We start from the raw sequence: 14,471 nt of genomic DNA, 5'->3' as shown, positions 1-14,471 counted from the left end.
TACTTCGAGGCCGGGCCCCGAAACATGCACGCCGCCGCGCGCACCGCAATCGCGTCTGCTATCGTGTCCGATATTTTCAGATAAAGCGGGTGTCACGATGGATCTCGGACTCAAAGGCAAGGTCGTCCTGATTACGGGCGGCAGCAAAGGAATCGGCCTCGCGTGTGCGCGCGCGTTTGCGGTGGAAGGCGCAAAAGTCGCGATCGTGTCACGCGATCCGGCCAATCTCGCGCGTGCGCGCGAGCAGTTGAAAAACGAAGGCTTGCAGATTCACCTCGCGCGCGCAGATTTGCACGATCCGCACAGCGCCGCCGATGTCGTCGAAGAAGCGACGCAGGCGCTCGGCGAGATCGACGTGCTGGTCAACAGCGCGGGTGCCGCGCGCCGCTATGACCCGGAAACGCTCGACGCCGACGCGTTCAAGGCCACGATGGATGCGAAATATTTCCCATACATCTACCCGCAGCAGGAAGTGCTGCGACGCATGGTCGCGCGCGTGAAATCCGGCGAGGCAGCCGAGCCGGGCACGATCGTCAATATCATCGGGATGGGCGGCAAATACGCGACGGACATCCATATTGCCGGCGGCGCCGCGAACGCGGCGCTGATGCTGGCGACCGTGGGCCTCGCGCACTATCACGCCCGCTATGGAATCCGCATCAACGCGATCAACCCGGGCGCGACGCTGACCGAGCGTGTCGAGGAAGCACTCGCGCTCGAGGCGCAGCAGCAAGGCGTCGATATCGCCGAAGCGCGGGCGCGCGGCGAAGCGAAAGTGCCGCTCGGGCGTTTTGCGAAGCCTGAAGAAATCGCCGACGTCGCGCTCTTCCTCGCAAGCCGCCGCGCGAGTTATGTGACCGGCGCGCTGATTCCGATGGACGGTGTCAGCACGCCGCTGATCTGAGCGCCGCGGTTACAGGAACCGATGCCCGAACCACCATCCGGCGCCCGCGAGTATCGCGGACGCCGGGATCGTCAGAATCCACGCCCATACGATATTGCCCGCGACGCCCCAGCGCACGGCGGACAGCTTCTGCGTCGCGCCGACGCCGACGATCGCGCCGGTAATCGTGTGAGTCGTCGACACCGGAATGCCGAGCCACGACGCGAGAAAGAGCGTCAGCGCACCACCGGTTTCTGCGCAAAAACCGCCGACCGGCTTCAGCTTCGTGATCTTCTGCCCCATCGTGCGCACGATGCGCCAGCCGCCGAACAGCGTGCCGAGCCCCATCGACAGATAGCAGCCGCCGATCACCCAGAGCGGCGGTGCATCGGCGCTCGCCGACGCATAGCCGGTTGCGATCAGCAGCATCCAGATGATGCCGATGGTCTTCTGCGCATCGTTGCCGCCGTGCCCGAGGCTGTACAGACCCGCCGACAGCAGTTGCAGCCGCCGGAAGCGCCGGTCCACCTTGCTCGGCGGCGTGCGGAAGTACAGCCACGACACGCTCAGCATGAAGAACGACCCGAGCACGAAGCCGAGTAGCGGCGAGATGAAAATAAACGCGATGGTTTTCAGCAGACCGTCGATATTCAGCGCGCCCCACCCCGATTTCGCCAGCGCCGCGCCGACCAGCCCGCCGATCAGCGCATGCGACGAACTCGACGGGATGCCGTAGTGCCACGTCACGATATTCCAGCCGATCGCGCCGACGAGCGCGCCGAACACGACGTAATGGTCGACGATGCCTGGATCGATCGTGCCTCTGCCGACCGTCTGCGCGACCTTCAGGTGAAAGATGAAATACGCGATGACGTTGAACAGCGCTGCAAACGCGACCGCCTGTTGCGGCTTCAGCACGCCGGTCGAAACGACCGTGGCGATCGAGTTCGCCGCGTCGTGGAAGCCGTTCATGAAGTCGAACACGAGCGCGACCGCTACGAGCGTCGCGACGCCCCAGATGGCGAGATGTATCGAATGCATCAGGCGTTTTCCAGCACGATGCCTTCGATGATGTTCGCAACATCCTCGCATTTGTCGGTGACGGACTCGAGCAACTCGTAGATTGCTTTCAGCTTGATCAGTGTTTTGACGTCGTCTTCTTCGCGGAACAGCTTCGACATCGCGGCGCGCAGCACACGGTCCGCTTCGGACTCGAGACGGTCGATGTCTTCGCAGGCCTTCAGGATCGCGCGCGCCTGCTTCATATCGGACAGCATGCCGACCGCCGCCTGCACGCGCTCGCATGTCGACGTGCAGATATGCGCAAGCTGGCTCGCCTCCGAAGTGACGGCTCGTACGTCGTACAACGAAATGGCAGTGGCGACGTCCTCCATCAAATCGAGGATGTCGTCCATCGTGCTGATCAGTTTGTGGATTTCGTCGCGGTCGAGCGGCGTGATGAAGGTTTTGTGCAGCAGATCGATCGTTTCGTGCGTGAGCTTATCGGCGGCTTTCTCGGCGGACTGGACGTTCTGCTTATGGATTTCCGCGTCGGCGAGATTATCGATCAGCAGTTCGAGCTCATGGCTCGCCGAGACGATGTGCTTCGCATGCGCGTTGAAGATTTCGAAGAATTTGCCCTCGGTGGGCATGAAGCGACCGAACATGGGGTACCTGAAGGAGAGCTGTCAGTCCGCCGATGTAGAAACGACGGTGCGTCTGTCATAAATCCGACATATTGTACCGTTCGTCGCACACCGAGACACTGACTTTGGAGCATTCTCCGTGGCATCCATGCGACTTCCGGACGTTCGGTCGCATCGTCGTCGGTCGCGGCCGCGTTCCGCCCCGCCTTCGCTCCACTGTTTCCGCGCGTTGCCCCTACTCGCTGCCGTAGAACGCCTGCGCGCCTGCAAAATTGTCGAACTTCGTGTACTGCCCGAGGAACGTGAGCCGAACGGTGCCGATCGGCCCATTACGCTGCTTGCCGATAATGACCTCGGCAGTGCCCTTGTCCGGGCTGTCCGGGTTATAAACCTCGTCGCGATAGATAAACAGGATCACGTCGGCGTCCTGCTCGATGGCGCCCGATTCGCGCAAATCCGACATGACGGGTCGCTTGTTCGGACGTTGCTCGAGGCCGCGATTGAGCTGCGACAGCGCGATCACCGGTACGTCGAGTTCTTTGGCAAGGCTTTTCAGCGAACGCGAGATTTCGGAGATTTCCGTCGCGCGGTTTTCGCCCGCCGACGATCCGCTCATCAGCTGCAAATAGTCGACGATGATGAGACCGAGCTTGCCGCATTGCCGCGCCAGTCGCCGCGCGCGCGAGCGCAATTCCATCGGGTTCAGGCCACCGGTCTCGTCGATAAAGACCTGTGCTTCGCTCATTTTCTGCACCGCGTGCGTGAGCTTCGGCCAATCTTCGTCGGTGAGACGCCCGGTGCGCATCCGATGCTGATCGAGGCGGCCGACCGAACCGAGCATACGCATCGTCAGTTGCGTGCCCGGCATTTCCATCGAGAACACCGCAACCGGCAGGCCGTACTCGACCGCGACGTATTCGCCGATGTTCATCGACAGTGCGGTCTTCCCCATCGACGGTCTTCCCGCCACGATGATCAACTCGCCGCCATGCATGCCCGACGTCATCCGGTCGAGATCGACGAAGCCTGTCGGCGTGCCCGTCACGTCGCTCGGGTTCGCCGTGTGATAAAGCGTGTCGATCCGCTCGACGACCTGTGTGAGCAGCGGACCGATTTCGAGGAAGCCCTGCGTGCCGCGCGCGCCGTCTTCGGCGATCGAAAACACCTTCGATTCCGCTTCGTCGAGCAGTTGGCGCACTTCCTTGCCCTGCGGATTGAACGCGTCCGCGGAAATTTCGTCGGCCACCGATACGAGCCGGCGCAGCACCGCGCGGTCGCGCACGATTTCCGCATAGCGGCGGATATTCGCCGCGCTAGGCGTGTTCTGCGCGAGTGCGTTCAGGTACGCGAGACCGCCGACGTCCTCGGCCTTGCCCGACGTGGTCAACGCCTCGAACACCGTCACGACGTCGGCCGGCCGCGTTGCCGCGATCAGCCGGCCGATGTGTTCGTAGATGATGCGGTGGTCGTACCGGTAGAAGTCGCCTTGCGACAGGAAGTCCGCGATGCGGTCCCACGCGGCGTTGTCGAGCAGCAAACCGCCAAGCACCGATTGCTCGGCCTCGATCGAATGCGGCGGAACTTTCAGCGACTCGAGTTGGGGGTCTTTCGGCGGTGCGTTCATGGGGTGGGATTATCGGGCAATTAGCCGTGTCAGCAAAGACCGCCGGTGCGCGACGCGGCGATAAAAAAGCAGGGGCCGGTTTCCCGGCCCCTGCCCTCGCGCCTCACTGATGCCCGGCGACTTTTTCTTGCGATCCGGCTCAGCGCCGGTTGCCGCTTACACGTGCTCGCCCAGCACCGACACCGTCACGTCGACGAGAACGTCAGTGTGCAGCGAAACCTGCACCGGATGGTCGCCGACCATCTTGAGCGGGCCTTCCGGCATGCGCACTTGCGCCTTTTCGACCGCGAAGCCTTGCTTCGACAACGCATTGGCGATGTCCGCGTTCGTCACCGAACCGAACAGACGGCCATCGACGCCCGCCTTCTGGCCGATCTGAACCGTCAGGCCGTTCAGCTTTTCGCCTTGTGCCTGAGCGGCTGCCAGCTTTTCAGCGGCGACTTTTTCGAGTTCCGCGCGGCGGACTTCGAATTCGGCGATCGCATCTTTCGTTGCGCGGCGCGCCTGCTTGTTCGGGATCAGGAAGTTACGTGCGTAGCCGTCCTTCACCTTGACGATATCGCCGAGGTTGCCCAGGTTGACGACTTTTTCGAGAAGAATGATCTGCATTCAAATGCTCCTTATGGCGCCGTCGGGTTTAGGCCTTGTGCTGGTCGGTGTACGGCATCAGCGCGAGAAAACGCGCGCGCTTGATGGCCGTGTCCAGCTGGCGTTGATAGTGCGACTTCGTACCCGTGAGACGCGCCGGCGTGATCTTGCCGTTTTCGCCGATGAAGTCTTTCAGCGTTTCGATATCTTTGTAGTCGATCTGTTCGACGCCGGCAGCCGTGAAGCGGCAGAACTTCTTGCGCTTGAAGAGCGGGTTTTGTTGCTGGCGACGCTTGTCGAATTTCTTACCAGTCGGGCGGGGCATGTTCAGTCCTTTCCTATGTCCTGCAAATCTGTGATGTGAAACACCAGAGTTCTCGCATTGCGGCTTTTCCTGGCCAGGAAGCCTGTGAAGAGCGTTTCGACGCCCATCGCACAGCGTTCCAGCCTGCCGCTCGCCTCACCGGCCGCTACCGCCGGCATCGTCAGTTCAACCACCCGGGCGATGCCCGCTTCGACGACTTCGGTGCGGTGCTGCAACGTGCAGCCTGCAATCGGAACGCCGGCGGGCGTGTATCGCACCGGTTCGCGTTCGACGACGCTGGCTGTGAGTTGCAGCCGGTTCATTGATTCATGATTGACGGCGTTGCGTGACTCTGATGGCTTAAATAAAGAGTCTTAAGCCTGCGCTTCGGACGGTTGCGTAGCAGCCGCCTTCTTGGCTTCTTCGCGCTGCACTTCCTTCATCATCGGCGACGGGCCGGTTTCGGCCTTCTTCATCTTGACGATCAGGTGGCGCAGCACGGCGTCGTTGAACTTGAATGCGTGCTCGAGCTCTTCCAGCGTGGCCTGGTCGCACTCGATGTTCATGCAGACGTAGTGAGCCTTCGCGAGTTTCTCGATCATGTAGGCCAGCTGGCGACGGCCCCAGTCTTCGATGCGGTGGATCTGGCCGCCGTGCGACGTGATCGTGGACTTGTACCGCTCGATCATGGCGGGCACTTGCTCGCTCTGATCGGGGTGCACGATAAAGACGATTTCATAATGACGCATACACACTCCTTGTGTCGCTTTTGGATATAAAGCCGCCCGGGCGTCGAACCGGTGCGGCAAGTGAGAAGCCCGAAAGTCTAACCTGAATGGGGCTCGAATGCAAGCTGGAATCTATGCTTGCAGGGCGTAATTATGCTTTGAATTTCAACGATTTATCGTATGCCGGCGCGGCCGGGTCCCAGTCTGCCAAGCTATCTCCTCGCCGCGCCGGACCAACGTCCGGCGCGGTTTTGCGCTGCTTCCCCCGTATCCGTTCTGTGTTTGCTCGCGTGCGCCGCCCGATTTTCCAGCGCCGGCATCGCCCGATCAGCCGTCGATCAGCCGTCGATCAGCCGTCGATCAGCCGTCGATCACCCGCCGCCGAGCTGCAGCCGCGCCCGCAGCGCCGCCTCGAGCTGCGTCAGCGATTCCGGCGACGCATCGGTGACCGCCCACCACATCATGCCCGCGTCGCGCCAGCGCGCCACCGAGTAGCCGTCGCTCGACAGCGACGGCCCCGGCTTGCCGCCCGCCGGATCGGTGTCCGGAAACACATAGACGTCGATCACGTGCTTGCGATGCGTGTAGGTCAGCACCGCCACGCGCCGATGGCCGACGTAGTCGAGCCGTCCGCCCACCAGCGGAAAGCCGCTCGACGCGAGGTCGACGACCGGCGGCGCATAGTCGATGCGTCCGTTGAACCACGGCTTCACCGTGTGCTGGTCCGACGAAATCACGTCGATATCGCGCCCCGAAATCTGCGCGCGCACATGGCTCGACACGAGTTCGTCGACGAGCCCCGACGGCGCGGCCGCACGCTGCTGCGTGTAAAGCACGCCGAGCGCGGCGGCCGCGCATACCGTGAACGCAATCGCCCCGCCGCGCCACGCGGCCGCGCCGAAAGGCTGCGCGAGCGGCGCCGGGTCCGACGGGCCGCCGCGCGCAGGATTGCTTGCCGGCCGCGCGCCGCGCAGAAAATCGAGCCAGCGGTTTCTCGCGGGCGTGTTGCGCTGGCCGGCGCGAGCCGGGTCCGACGCCGCATCGCGCGCTCTTTCCGGCGCGTCGCCACGCCGTGGTTCGCCAATATTCCGCTCTGCGGCGGCTCGGCTGGTCTCGTCGCGCGGCTGTGCGACTTGCGTCGCCGGCAGCGCCCCGATGATGCGCGCACGCAGTGCCTGCGGCGCGCGATGATATTGGGCCGCGTTGCGCACCGCGGCGCTCAGCGCGCGGATCGCGTCGGTTTCGCGCTGGCAGGCAGCGCACCCGTCGATGTGCTGCTGCAGCGCATGCGCATCGGGCGGCGAGAGTTCCCGGTCGACGTTCGCGTCGATGAGCGGGCGTGCGTCGTTACAGTCCATCTGGGCTCTCCTCTACGATGCCGCCCGGCATCGCACCGCGATTGCCGGGGCTGCCTGCCGGCGGTTCGCCGGTCTTGCCGGGCATCCGGTCCTGCAAGTTGGCGGAAGTCGACGCGCCCGGCGTACGTGCGCCGGTCCAATTGGTCCAATTGGTCCGGTAGGTCCGATCGGCCGTCGCGGGCAGCGCTGGAATAGCGCCGGCTGGCTGCATCGACGCGGCGTTCGGTGCCGGCATGGCCGCAGCCGCGCCGGCGAAGCTCGCTGCGCACCGCTTGTCGCGCGCGCTGCGCGCGCCGGAACCCGCCGCGGACGACACCCCGCTGCCGCCGGCGGCCGCGCGCGACGGCGCCGACCCGCCGCCCGGGTTCCCCGGGCGCGCGTGCATCGACGCGAGCGCTGCCGCCAGCCGCCTTCGCCCGCGCGCAAGCCGCGACATCACCGTGCCGACCGGCAGGTCGGCGATCGTCGCGATCTCGCGATAACTGAGTTCCTCGAGTTCGCGCAGCACCATCACCTCGCGATACTCGGTGGGCAACTGTTCGAGCGCCGCATGCACGAGCCGCGTGTCCTGGTCGCGGATCATCAGCGTCTCGGGGTCGGCGTTCGAATCGCTCCAGCCTTCGAAGGTCGAGTCGTCGAGGTTTTCGTCGAATTCGACCGAATGGCGCGACATCTCGCGCTTCTGCCATTCGCTGTACCACGTGCGCCGCACGATCGTGAGCAGCCACGGCCGCGCGTTCTCGCCGTGGAACATATCGAAGTATCGGAACGCGCGGACGTAGGCGTCCTGCACGATGTCTTCCGCATCGTTCGGATTGCCGCACAACCAGCGTGCGAGGTTAAAGGCCGCATCGAGATGCGGCAGCGCCATCTGCTGGAAGCGGGCGCTGCGCTGTGCGGCATCACTGTCGGTTTCGGTCACCGGAGCCCTCCGATCGTTACGGCTGCTGTACCGGCTACGCGACGAGTTTATTCCCGCCGGATGCGTCGTTCAGCGAAAAATTTCAGACGGGAATAAACGGCGTGCCCGCCAGGTTCCACAGACGAACCGCGAAATTCAACGGCAACCGGGTCACAGCCGGGTCACAACCGAGGAGGCAGTCATGCAAAGCACCCTTCGTCATCTGAAACGGCGCGATTTCCTGAAGCTGGCCGCGGTCGGCGGCGCGGCCTTCGCGTCGGCATTGCCCGGCTTCACGTACGGGCGCGACCAGGACTTTTATTTCGTCCAGCTATCCGATGCGCACTGGGGCTTCGAAGGCCCCGCTGTCAATCCGGACGCGAAGGGCACGCTGCCGAAGGCGGTTGCCGCCGTCAACGCGCTGCCGGTCAAGCCGGATTTCGTGATCTTCACCGGCGATCTCACGCACACGACCGACGATCCGATGTTGCGCCGCGAGCGGATGAAGCAGTTCGAGGCGATCGTGCTCAATCTCGACGTGAAACCGCTCTACCTGATGCCCGGCGAGCACGACGCGAGCCTCGACGCAGGCGCCGCGTTCAAGGAGCGCTTCGGCGACACCCACTACACGTTCGATCACAAGGGTGTGCACTTCATTACGCTCGACAACGTATCGGACCCGGCGGGCCGCGTCGGCGCCGAGCAGATCGCGTGGCTTGCCGCCGATCTCGACAGGCAGCCCGGAGATGCGCGCATCGTCGTCTTCACGCATCGGCCGCTGTTCGATCTCGCGCCGCAATGGGACTGGGCGACGCGCGACGGCGCGCAGGTGATCGAGGTGCTGACGCGCCGGCAGAACGTGACAGTGTTCTACGGACACATCCATCAGGAACACCACACGATGACCGGCAATATCGCGCACCACGCGGCGCGCTCGCTGATGTTCCCGCTGCCGGCGCCGGGCTCGCAGGAGAAGCGGCTGCCGGTGCCGTGGGACGCGGCCGCGCCCTATCGCGGTCTCGGCTGGCGCCAGGTCGAGGTGGACAGGGCGCCGGACGCATTCGCGCTCGACGAGAAGCCGATTCGCAATCTTTCGTGATCGTGGGGAAGCGCGATGCAAAAGCCAATCGAATCCACCGCCCGCCACGCCGCCGCTACGGCATCGGGCAAACGTGCCGGCCATTCGGACATGAAACCCGCCGCCACGAAGCCCGCCGCCACCATGCTCGCCGCCGCGCCCGCACGGCGCAGATGGCTGATGCTGGCCGGCGCGGCCGCTGCGCTCGCCGCGATGTCGCGCATTCCAGCGCGTGCCGCCGCGCCGCGCGTAATCGAGGTGCGCGCGAAGCGCTTCGTGTTCACCCCGAATCAGATCAGGCTCGCCCCGCACGAAGCAGTCGTCTTCGAACTGACCGCCGAAGACGTACCCATGGGGTTCTCCATACCGCAATACGGCGTGCGCGCCGACGTACTGCCGGGACCGCCCGTACGGGTCGCCGCGCAGGCCGGCGACGCCGGTACCGTCGAATTCTTGTGCGACATCTTTTGCGGATCGGGACACGAAACGATGAACGGCACGCTGGTCGTCGGATGAACGCTACGCCTCGCCCGTCCAGTAGCCGGGCCGCGCGTAAACGTCTTTCAGATAGTCGATGAAATAGCGCACCTTGGCCGGCACGAACCGCTGCTGCGGATACACGGCAAGAATGTCGTACTCGGGCAGTGCGTATTCGTCGAGCACGGTTTCGAGCTCGCCGCGCGCGAGCTGCTGTTGCACTTCCCACGTCGAGCGCCAGCCGAGTCCGAGGCCTTCGGATACCCAACGATGGAGCAGCTCGCCGTCGTTGCAGTCGAGCGAGCCGCCGACGCGCACGGTAGCGAGCTTGCCGTTGCGCCGGAAATACCAGCCGCGGTTCTGGCCGCCTTGCAGGTTGAAAGCGAGGCAATTGTGCTCGGGCAGGTCTTCGAGCGTCCTGGGCCGGCCATGTTTGTCGAAGTATTCGGGCGTGCCGCACACGACGCGCCGGTTCGACGCGAGCTTGACCGCGACGAAGTTCGGATCGACGGCGCCGCCGATGCGAATCGACAGGTCGTAGCCTTCGCGCACGAGATCGACGACGCGGTCGGTCAGATTGAACGACACCTGTAACTCCGGCTTGTCGGCAAGAAACGCCGGCGCGAGCGGCGCGACGTGCTTGCGGCCGAACGCGGCCGGCGCCGACACGATCAGGTGGCCGCTGACCGCGCGGTGCCCGGCCGACAGTTCGTTTTCCGCCTGATCCCATTCGGCCAGCAGCCCGCGGCAGCGTTCGAGAAACACCGCGCCCTCCTCGCTGACGACGAGCCGCCGCGTGGACCGGTACATCAGCTTGACGCCGAGCCGCTTTTCGAGCGCGTCGATACGGCGGCCCAGAATGACCGGCGAGACGCCCTCCTCGAGCGCCGCGGCCGCGAGGCTGCCGGAGTCGGCCACCCGCACGAAGGTTTCGATCTGTTTGAAGCGGTCCATCTGCTGTCTCCGTGCCCAATCCGATTCGATACTTTTTGTATCGGAATAAACGACCCAAACCGATCTTATCAAACCTTTGGTGCAGGCCTAAAGTGCAGGGAACGCCCCATTTCCCACTTTGCAGGACCTCCCGAGGAGACACTCATGGCCAGGATGAGAGCCGTCGACGCAGCCGTACTCGTGCTTGAAAAAGAAGGAATCGACACTGCGTTCGGCGTACCCGGCGCCGCAATCAATCCGTTCTACTCCGCGATGCGCAAGGCGGGCAACATCAGCCACGTGCTCGCACGCCACGTCGAGGGCGCATCGCACATGGCCGAAGGCTACACGCGCGCCGCGCCGGGCAACATCGGCGTCTGTATCGGCACGTCGGGCCCCGCGGGCACCGACATGATCACGGGCCTCTACTCGGCATCGGCCGACTCGATTCCGATTCTCGCGATCACGGGCCAGGCGCCGCGCGCCCGCCTTTACAAGGAAGATTTCCAGGCCGTCGATATCGAATCGATCGCGAAGCCCGTCACCAAATGGGCCGTCACGGTGCGCGAGCCGGCGCTCGTGCCGCGCGTGTTCCAGCAAGCCTTCCACCTGATGCGCTCGGGCCGTCCGGGTCCCGTGCTGATCGACCTGCCGGTCGACGTGCAAGTGGCCGAGATCGAGTTCGACATCGACACCTACGAACCGCTGCCGGTCTACAAGCCGAAGGCGACGCGCGCGCAGATCGAAGCCGCGCTGAAGATGCTCAACGACGCGGAAAAGCCGCTGATCGTGTCGGGCGGCGGCGTCATCAACGCGGCTGCCGAAGATTTGCTCGTGCAGTTCGCCGAAACGATCGGCGTGCCCGTGATTCCGACGCTGATGTCGTGGGGCGCGATTCCCGACGACCATCCGCTGATGGCCGGCATGGTCGGCCTGCAGACATCGCACCGCTACGGCAACGCGACGATGCTCGCCTCCGACTTCGTGCTTGGCATCGGCAACCGCTGGGCCAACCGCCATACGGGCAGTGTCGAGGTGTATACGAAGGGCCGTAAATTCGTGCACATCGATATCGAGCCGACGCAGATCGGCCGCGTGTTCGGCCCCGATCTCGGCATCGTGTCCGACGCGAAGGCCGCGCTCGAACTGTTCGTCGAGGTCGCGAAGGAATGGAAGGCCGCGGGCAAGCTGAAGAACCGCGGCGCGTGGGTCGAGGAGTGCCAGGAGCGCAAGCGCACGATGCTGCGCAAGACGCACTTCGACAACGTGCCGGTCAAGCCGCAGCGCGTCTACGAAGAGATGAACAAGGCGTTCGGCCGCGACACCTGCTACGTGAGCACGATCGGCCTGTCGCAGATCGCCGCCGCGCAGTTCCTGCACGTGTTCAAGGCACGCAACTGGATCAACTGCGGCCAGGCGGGCCCGCTCGGCTGGACGATTCCCGCCGCGCTCGGCGTGCGCGCGGCCGATCCGCAGCGCCCGATCGTCGCGCTGTCCGGCGATTACGACTTCCAGTTCATGATCGAAGAACTGGCGGCCGGTGCGCAGTTCAAGCTGCCGTATGTGCACGTGGTGGTCAACAACTCGTATCTGGGCCTGATCCGCCAGGCGCAGCGCGCGTTCGAGATGGATTACTGCGTGCAACTGTCGTTCGACAATATCAACGCGCCCGAAGTGGAAGGCTACGGCGTCGATCACGTGAAGGTTGCCGAAGGTCTCGGCTGCAAGGCGCTGCGCGTGTTCAAGCCCGAAGACATCCAGCCGGCGCTCAAGAAAGCGCAGGCGATGCTGTCCGAGTTCAACGTACCGGTTGTCGTCGAAGTGATTCTCGAGCGTGTGACGAACATCTCGATGGGCGCCGAAATCGACGCAGTCAACGAGTTCGAAGAACTGGCCGCGTCGCACGAGGATGCGCCGACGTCGATCACCGCACTGAGCGCGCTCGATTGACGAAACGAGCGGCAGATTGCGCCGCGACGGCGCGCCGCCCTCGCCTGTGCCGCGCGTTGCCGTCGCGGCACATCTACCAGTCCGTTTCTGTTTTTGCCATGCCCGTGCGGCGGTTAGCGACAACCGCCCGCGGGACGTTGTCCACCTGACCGACCAGAGAGCAACAATGCCGAAATTCGCCGCAAACCTGACAATGCTGTTCAACGAAGTCCCGTTCCTCGAGCGCTTTGCCGCCGCGGCGAACGCGGGTTTCGATGCCGTCGAATTCCTGTTTCCGTATCCGTACAAGACGGCCGAACTCGCCGAACGCTTGCAGCAGAACGGCCTGAAGCTCGTGCTGCACAACCTGCCGGCCGGCAACTGGGAAGCCGGCGAACGCGGCATCGCATGCCTGCCCGATCGCGTCGGCGAGTTTCAGGAAGGCGTCGGGCGCGCGATCGAATACGCGAAGGCGCTGAAGGTACCGCAATTGAACTGCCTCGTCGGTATTCCGACGGCCGGCGTCGATGCGGACAAGGCGCGCGCGACGATCGTCGATAACCTGCGTTTCGCCGCCGCCGAACTGAAGAAGGAAGGCATCCGGCTGCTCGTCGAGCCGTGCAACTCATACGACATTCCGGGCTTCGCGCTGAACCGCTCCGCCGAAGGACTCGACTTGATCCGCGCGGCCGGCTCCGACAACCTGTTCCTGCAATACGACATCTATCACATGCAGCGCATGGAAGGCGAACTCGCCGCGACGATCAAAAAGAATTTCGCGTCGATTGCCCACATCCAGCTCGCCGACAATCCGGGGCGCAACGAACCGGGCACCGGCGAAATCAACTATCCGTTCCTGTTCGATCTGCTCGACTCGCTCGGCTACGCAGGCTATATCGGCTGCGAATACAAGCCGCGCACGACGACCGCCGAAGGACTCGGCTGGTTCCGCCAGGCGAAGTCGGCGCACGGCGCGAAAGCGACGGCATAAGCACAGCGAAGACCTCAGGACCTCAATTTCCAGCTATCACGGAGAGTACGTAAATGGCAAAGATCGGTTTTATCGGCCTTGGCATCATGGGCGCGCATATGGCGCGCAACCTTCTGAAGGGCGGCCACACGCTGTTCGTGAACGGCGCGTATCCGGTGCCGGACGATCTGACCAAGACCGCGACCGTCGTCAAGGATTCGACGGCCGTTGCGCAGGCATCGGACGTGATCGTGATCATGGTGCCCGATACGCCCGACGTCGCGAACGTGCTGTTCGCCGCTGACGGCGTCGCGGCGGGCCTCGCCAAGGGCAAGCTCGTGATCGACATGAGCTCGATCTCGCCGCTCGAAACGCAGGCGTTCGCGAAGAAGATCAACGAACTGGGCTGCGACTATCTCGATGCGCCCGTGTCCGGCGGCGAGATCGGCGCGCGCGAGGCCACGCTGACGATCATGGTCGGCGGTCCGCAGAAGGCCTTCGATCAGGCGAGGCCGCTGTTCGATCTGATGGGCAAGAACGTCACGCTGATCGGCGACAACGGCGCAGGCCAGACCTGCAAGGTCGCGAACCAGATCATCGTTGCGCTCAATATCGAGGCGGTTGCGGAAGCGCTGCTGTTCGCGGCGCGCTCGGGCGCGGACCCGGAACGCGTGCGCCGCGCGCTGATGGGCGGCTTCGCGGCGTCGCGCATTCTGGAAGTGCACGGCGAGCGCATGACGAAGCGCACGTTCAACCCGGGCTTTCGCATCGAACTGCATCAGAAGGACCTGAACCTTGCGCTCGACGGCGCGCGCAAGCTCGGCATCGCGCTGCCGCATACGGCGAGCGCGCAGCAACTGTTCAGCGTCTGCGCGGCGAACGGCGGCAAGGCATGGGATCACTCGGCGATGGTGCGCGCGCTCGAGATCATGGGCAACTTCGAAGTCGCGCAGGCGCCTGCGAGCGACGCGAAGGCAGCCTGACGCGTTCTTGCACCTGATAAAGCAGTCAAGCAGGACTCGGGCTGTCGCATCTGCCGCAACGTGCAGCGA

At 64.2% G+C, this 14,471-nt stretch carries 16 protein-coding genes; 6 read left to right on the top strand and 10 right to left on the bottom strand.

Annotated elements, in window-relative coordinates:
* Positions 1-97 precede the first annotated feature (97 nt).
* Positions 98-904, top strand: coding sequence for an SDR family NAD(P)-dependent oxidoreductase (locus QYH69_RS09240; RefSeq protein ID WP_308831576.1), 807 nt, complete (start codon positions 98-100; stop codon positions 902-904).
* Positions 905-913: 9 nt separating this feature from the next.
* Here QYH69_RS09240 and QYH69_RS09235 read toward each other — a convergent pair whose 3' ends face one another.
* The 9 genes from QYH69_RS09235 to QYH69_RS09195 form a co-directional block, all read right to left on the bottom strand.
* On the bottom strand, positions 914-1,924 hold the full coding sequence (locus QYH69_RS09235) for an anion permease (protein WP_308831575.1): 1,011 nt from the start codon (positions 1,922-1,924) through the stop codon (positions 914-916).
* Complete coding sequence (locus tag QYH69_RS09230; protein WP_308831574.1) at positions 1,924-2,550, bottom strand: DUF47 domain-containing protein; 627 nt, start codon at positions 2,548-2,550, stop codon at positions 1,924-1,926. Before QYH69_RS09230 ends, QYH69_RS09235 begins: the two co-directional genes overlap by 1 nt.
* Positions 2,551-2,764: 214 nt before the next feature.
* Positions 2,765-4,153 carry a replicative DNA helicase gene (locus QYH69_RS09225; RefSeq protein WP_075157347.1) on the bottom strand — a complete coding sequence of 463 codons (1,389 nt, stop codon included), beginning with the start codon at positions 4,151-4,153 and terminating at the stop codon, positions 2,765-2,767.
* 156 nt (positions 4,154-4,309) lie between these two features.
* Positions 4,310-4,762, bottom strand: a complete 453-nt coding sequence (gene rplI / locus QYH69_RS09220; protein ID WP_308831573.1) for a 50S ribosomal protein L9 — start codon at positions 4,760-4,762, stop codon at positions 4,310-4,312.
* Positions 4,763-4,790: 28 nt separating this feature from the next.
* Positions 4,791-5,066 carry a 30S ribosomal protein S18 gene (rpsR, locus tag QYH69_RS09215; protein ID WP_075157349.1) on the bottom strand — a complete coding sequence of 92 codons (276 nt, stop codon included), beginning with the start codon at positions 5,064-5,066 and terminating at the stop codon, positions 4,791-4,793.
* A gap of 2 nt (positions 5,067-5,068) precedes the next feature.
* Positions 5,069-5,368 (bottom strand): primosomal replication protein N, encoded by a 300-nt coding sequence (priB, locus tag QYH69_RS09210; RefSeq protein ID WP_308831572.1) that lies wholly within the window; start codon positions 5,366-5,368, stop codon positions 5,069-5,071.
* Between the two features lie 51 nt (positions 5,369-5,419).
* Positions 5,420-5,794: a 30S ribosomal protein S6 gene (gene rpsF / locus QYH69_RS09205; protein ID WP_075157351.1), complete on the bottom strand. Its 375-nt coding sequence runs from the start codon at positions 5,792-5,794 to the stop codon at positions 5,420-5,422.
* A gap of 350 nt (positions 5,795-6,144) precedes the next feature.
* On the bottom strand, positions 6,145-7,131 hold the full coding sequence (locus QYH69_RS09200) for a zf-HC2 domain-containing protein (RefSeq protein WP_308831571.1): 987 nt from the start codon (positions 7,129-7,131) through the stop codon (positions 6,145-6,147).
* The gene (locus QYH69_RS09195) at positions 7,121-8,053 is read right to left on the bottom strand and encodes an RNA polymerase sigma factor (RefSeq protein ID WP_308831570.1); all 933 of its coding nucleotides are present in this window, start codon (positions 8,051-8,053) and stop codon (positions 7,121-7,123) included. The genes QYH69_RS09200 and QYH69_RS09195 overlap by 11 nt, the downstream gene beginning before the upstream one ends.
* 181 nt (positions 8,054-8,234) lie before the next feature.
* On the opposite strand from QYH69_RS09195, the gene QYH69_RS09190 reads away from it, so the two are divergent.
* Positions 8,235-9,131 carry a metallophosphoesterase gene (locus QYH69_RS09190; protein WP_308831569.1) on the top strand — a complete coding sequence of 299 codons (897 nt, stop codon included), beginning with the start codon at positions 8,235-8,237 and terminating at the stop codon, positions 9,129-9,131.
* A 90-nt stretch (positions 9,132-9,221) separates the two neighbouring features.
* Positions 9,222-9,626 carry a cupredoxin domain-containing protein gene (locus QYH69_RS09185; protein ID WP_374992377.1) on the top strand — a complete coding sequence of 135 codons (405 nt, stop codon included), beginning with the start codon at positions 9,222-9,224 and terminating at the stop codon, positions 9,624-9,626.
* Positions 9,627-9,629: 3 nt separating this feature from the next.
* Here the strand turns inward: QYH69_RS09185 and QYH69_RS09180 are convergent, their stop codons facing one another.
* Positions 9,630-10,541 (bottom strand): LysR family transcriptional regulator, encoded by a 912-nt coding sequence (locus tag QYH69_RS09180; RefSeq protein WP_308831568.1) that lies wholly within the window; start codon positions 10,539-10,541, stop codon positions 9,630-9,632.
* A gap of 144 nt (positions 10,542-10,685) precedes the next feature.
* Between QYH69_RS09180 and gcl the strand changes: the two genes are divergently transcribed.
* The 3 genes from gcl to QYH69_RS09165 all read left to right on the top strand — a co-directional run bounded on the left by gcl (position 10,686) and on the right by QYH69_RS09165 (position 14,402).
* Positions 10,686-12,470, top strand: a complete 1,785-nt coding sequence (gene gcl / locus QYH69_RS09175) for a glyoxylate carboligase (RefSeq protein WP_308831567.1) — start codon at positions 10,686-10,688, stop codon at positions 12,468-12,470.
* Between the two features lie 166 nt (positions 12,471-12,636).
* Positions 12,637-13,440, top strand: coding sequence for a hydroxypyruvate isomerase (hyi, locus tag QYH69_RS09170; protein ID WP_308831566.1), 804 nt, complete (start codon positions 12,637-12,639; stop codon positions 13,438-13,440).
* Positions 13,441-13,493: 53 nt separating this feature from the next.
* Positions 13,494-14,402 carry a 2-hydroxy-3-oxopropionate reductase gene (locus QYH69_RS09165; RefSeq protein ID WP_308831565.1) on the top strand — a complete coding sequence of 303 codons (909 nt, stop codon included), beginning with the start codon at positions 13,494-13,496 and terminating at the stop codon, positions 14,400-14,402.
* Positions 14,403-14,471: the final 69 nt, after the last annotated feature.

This window comes from Paraburkholderia sp. SARCC-3016 (genome assembly GCF_031119615.1).
Taxonomy (GTDB): domain Bacteria; phylum Pseudomonadota; class Gammaproteobacteria; order Burkholderiales; family Burkholderiaceae; genus Paraburkholderia.
This window is presented reverse-complemented; position numbering and strand designations above follow the sequence as displayed.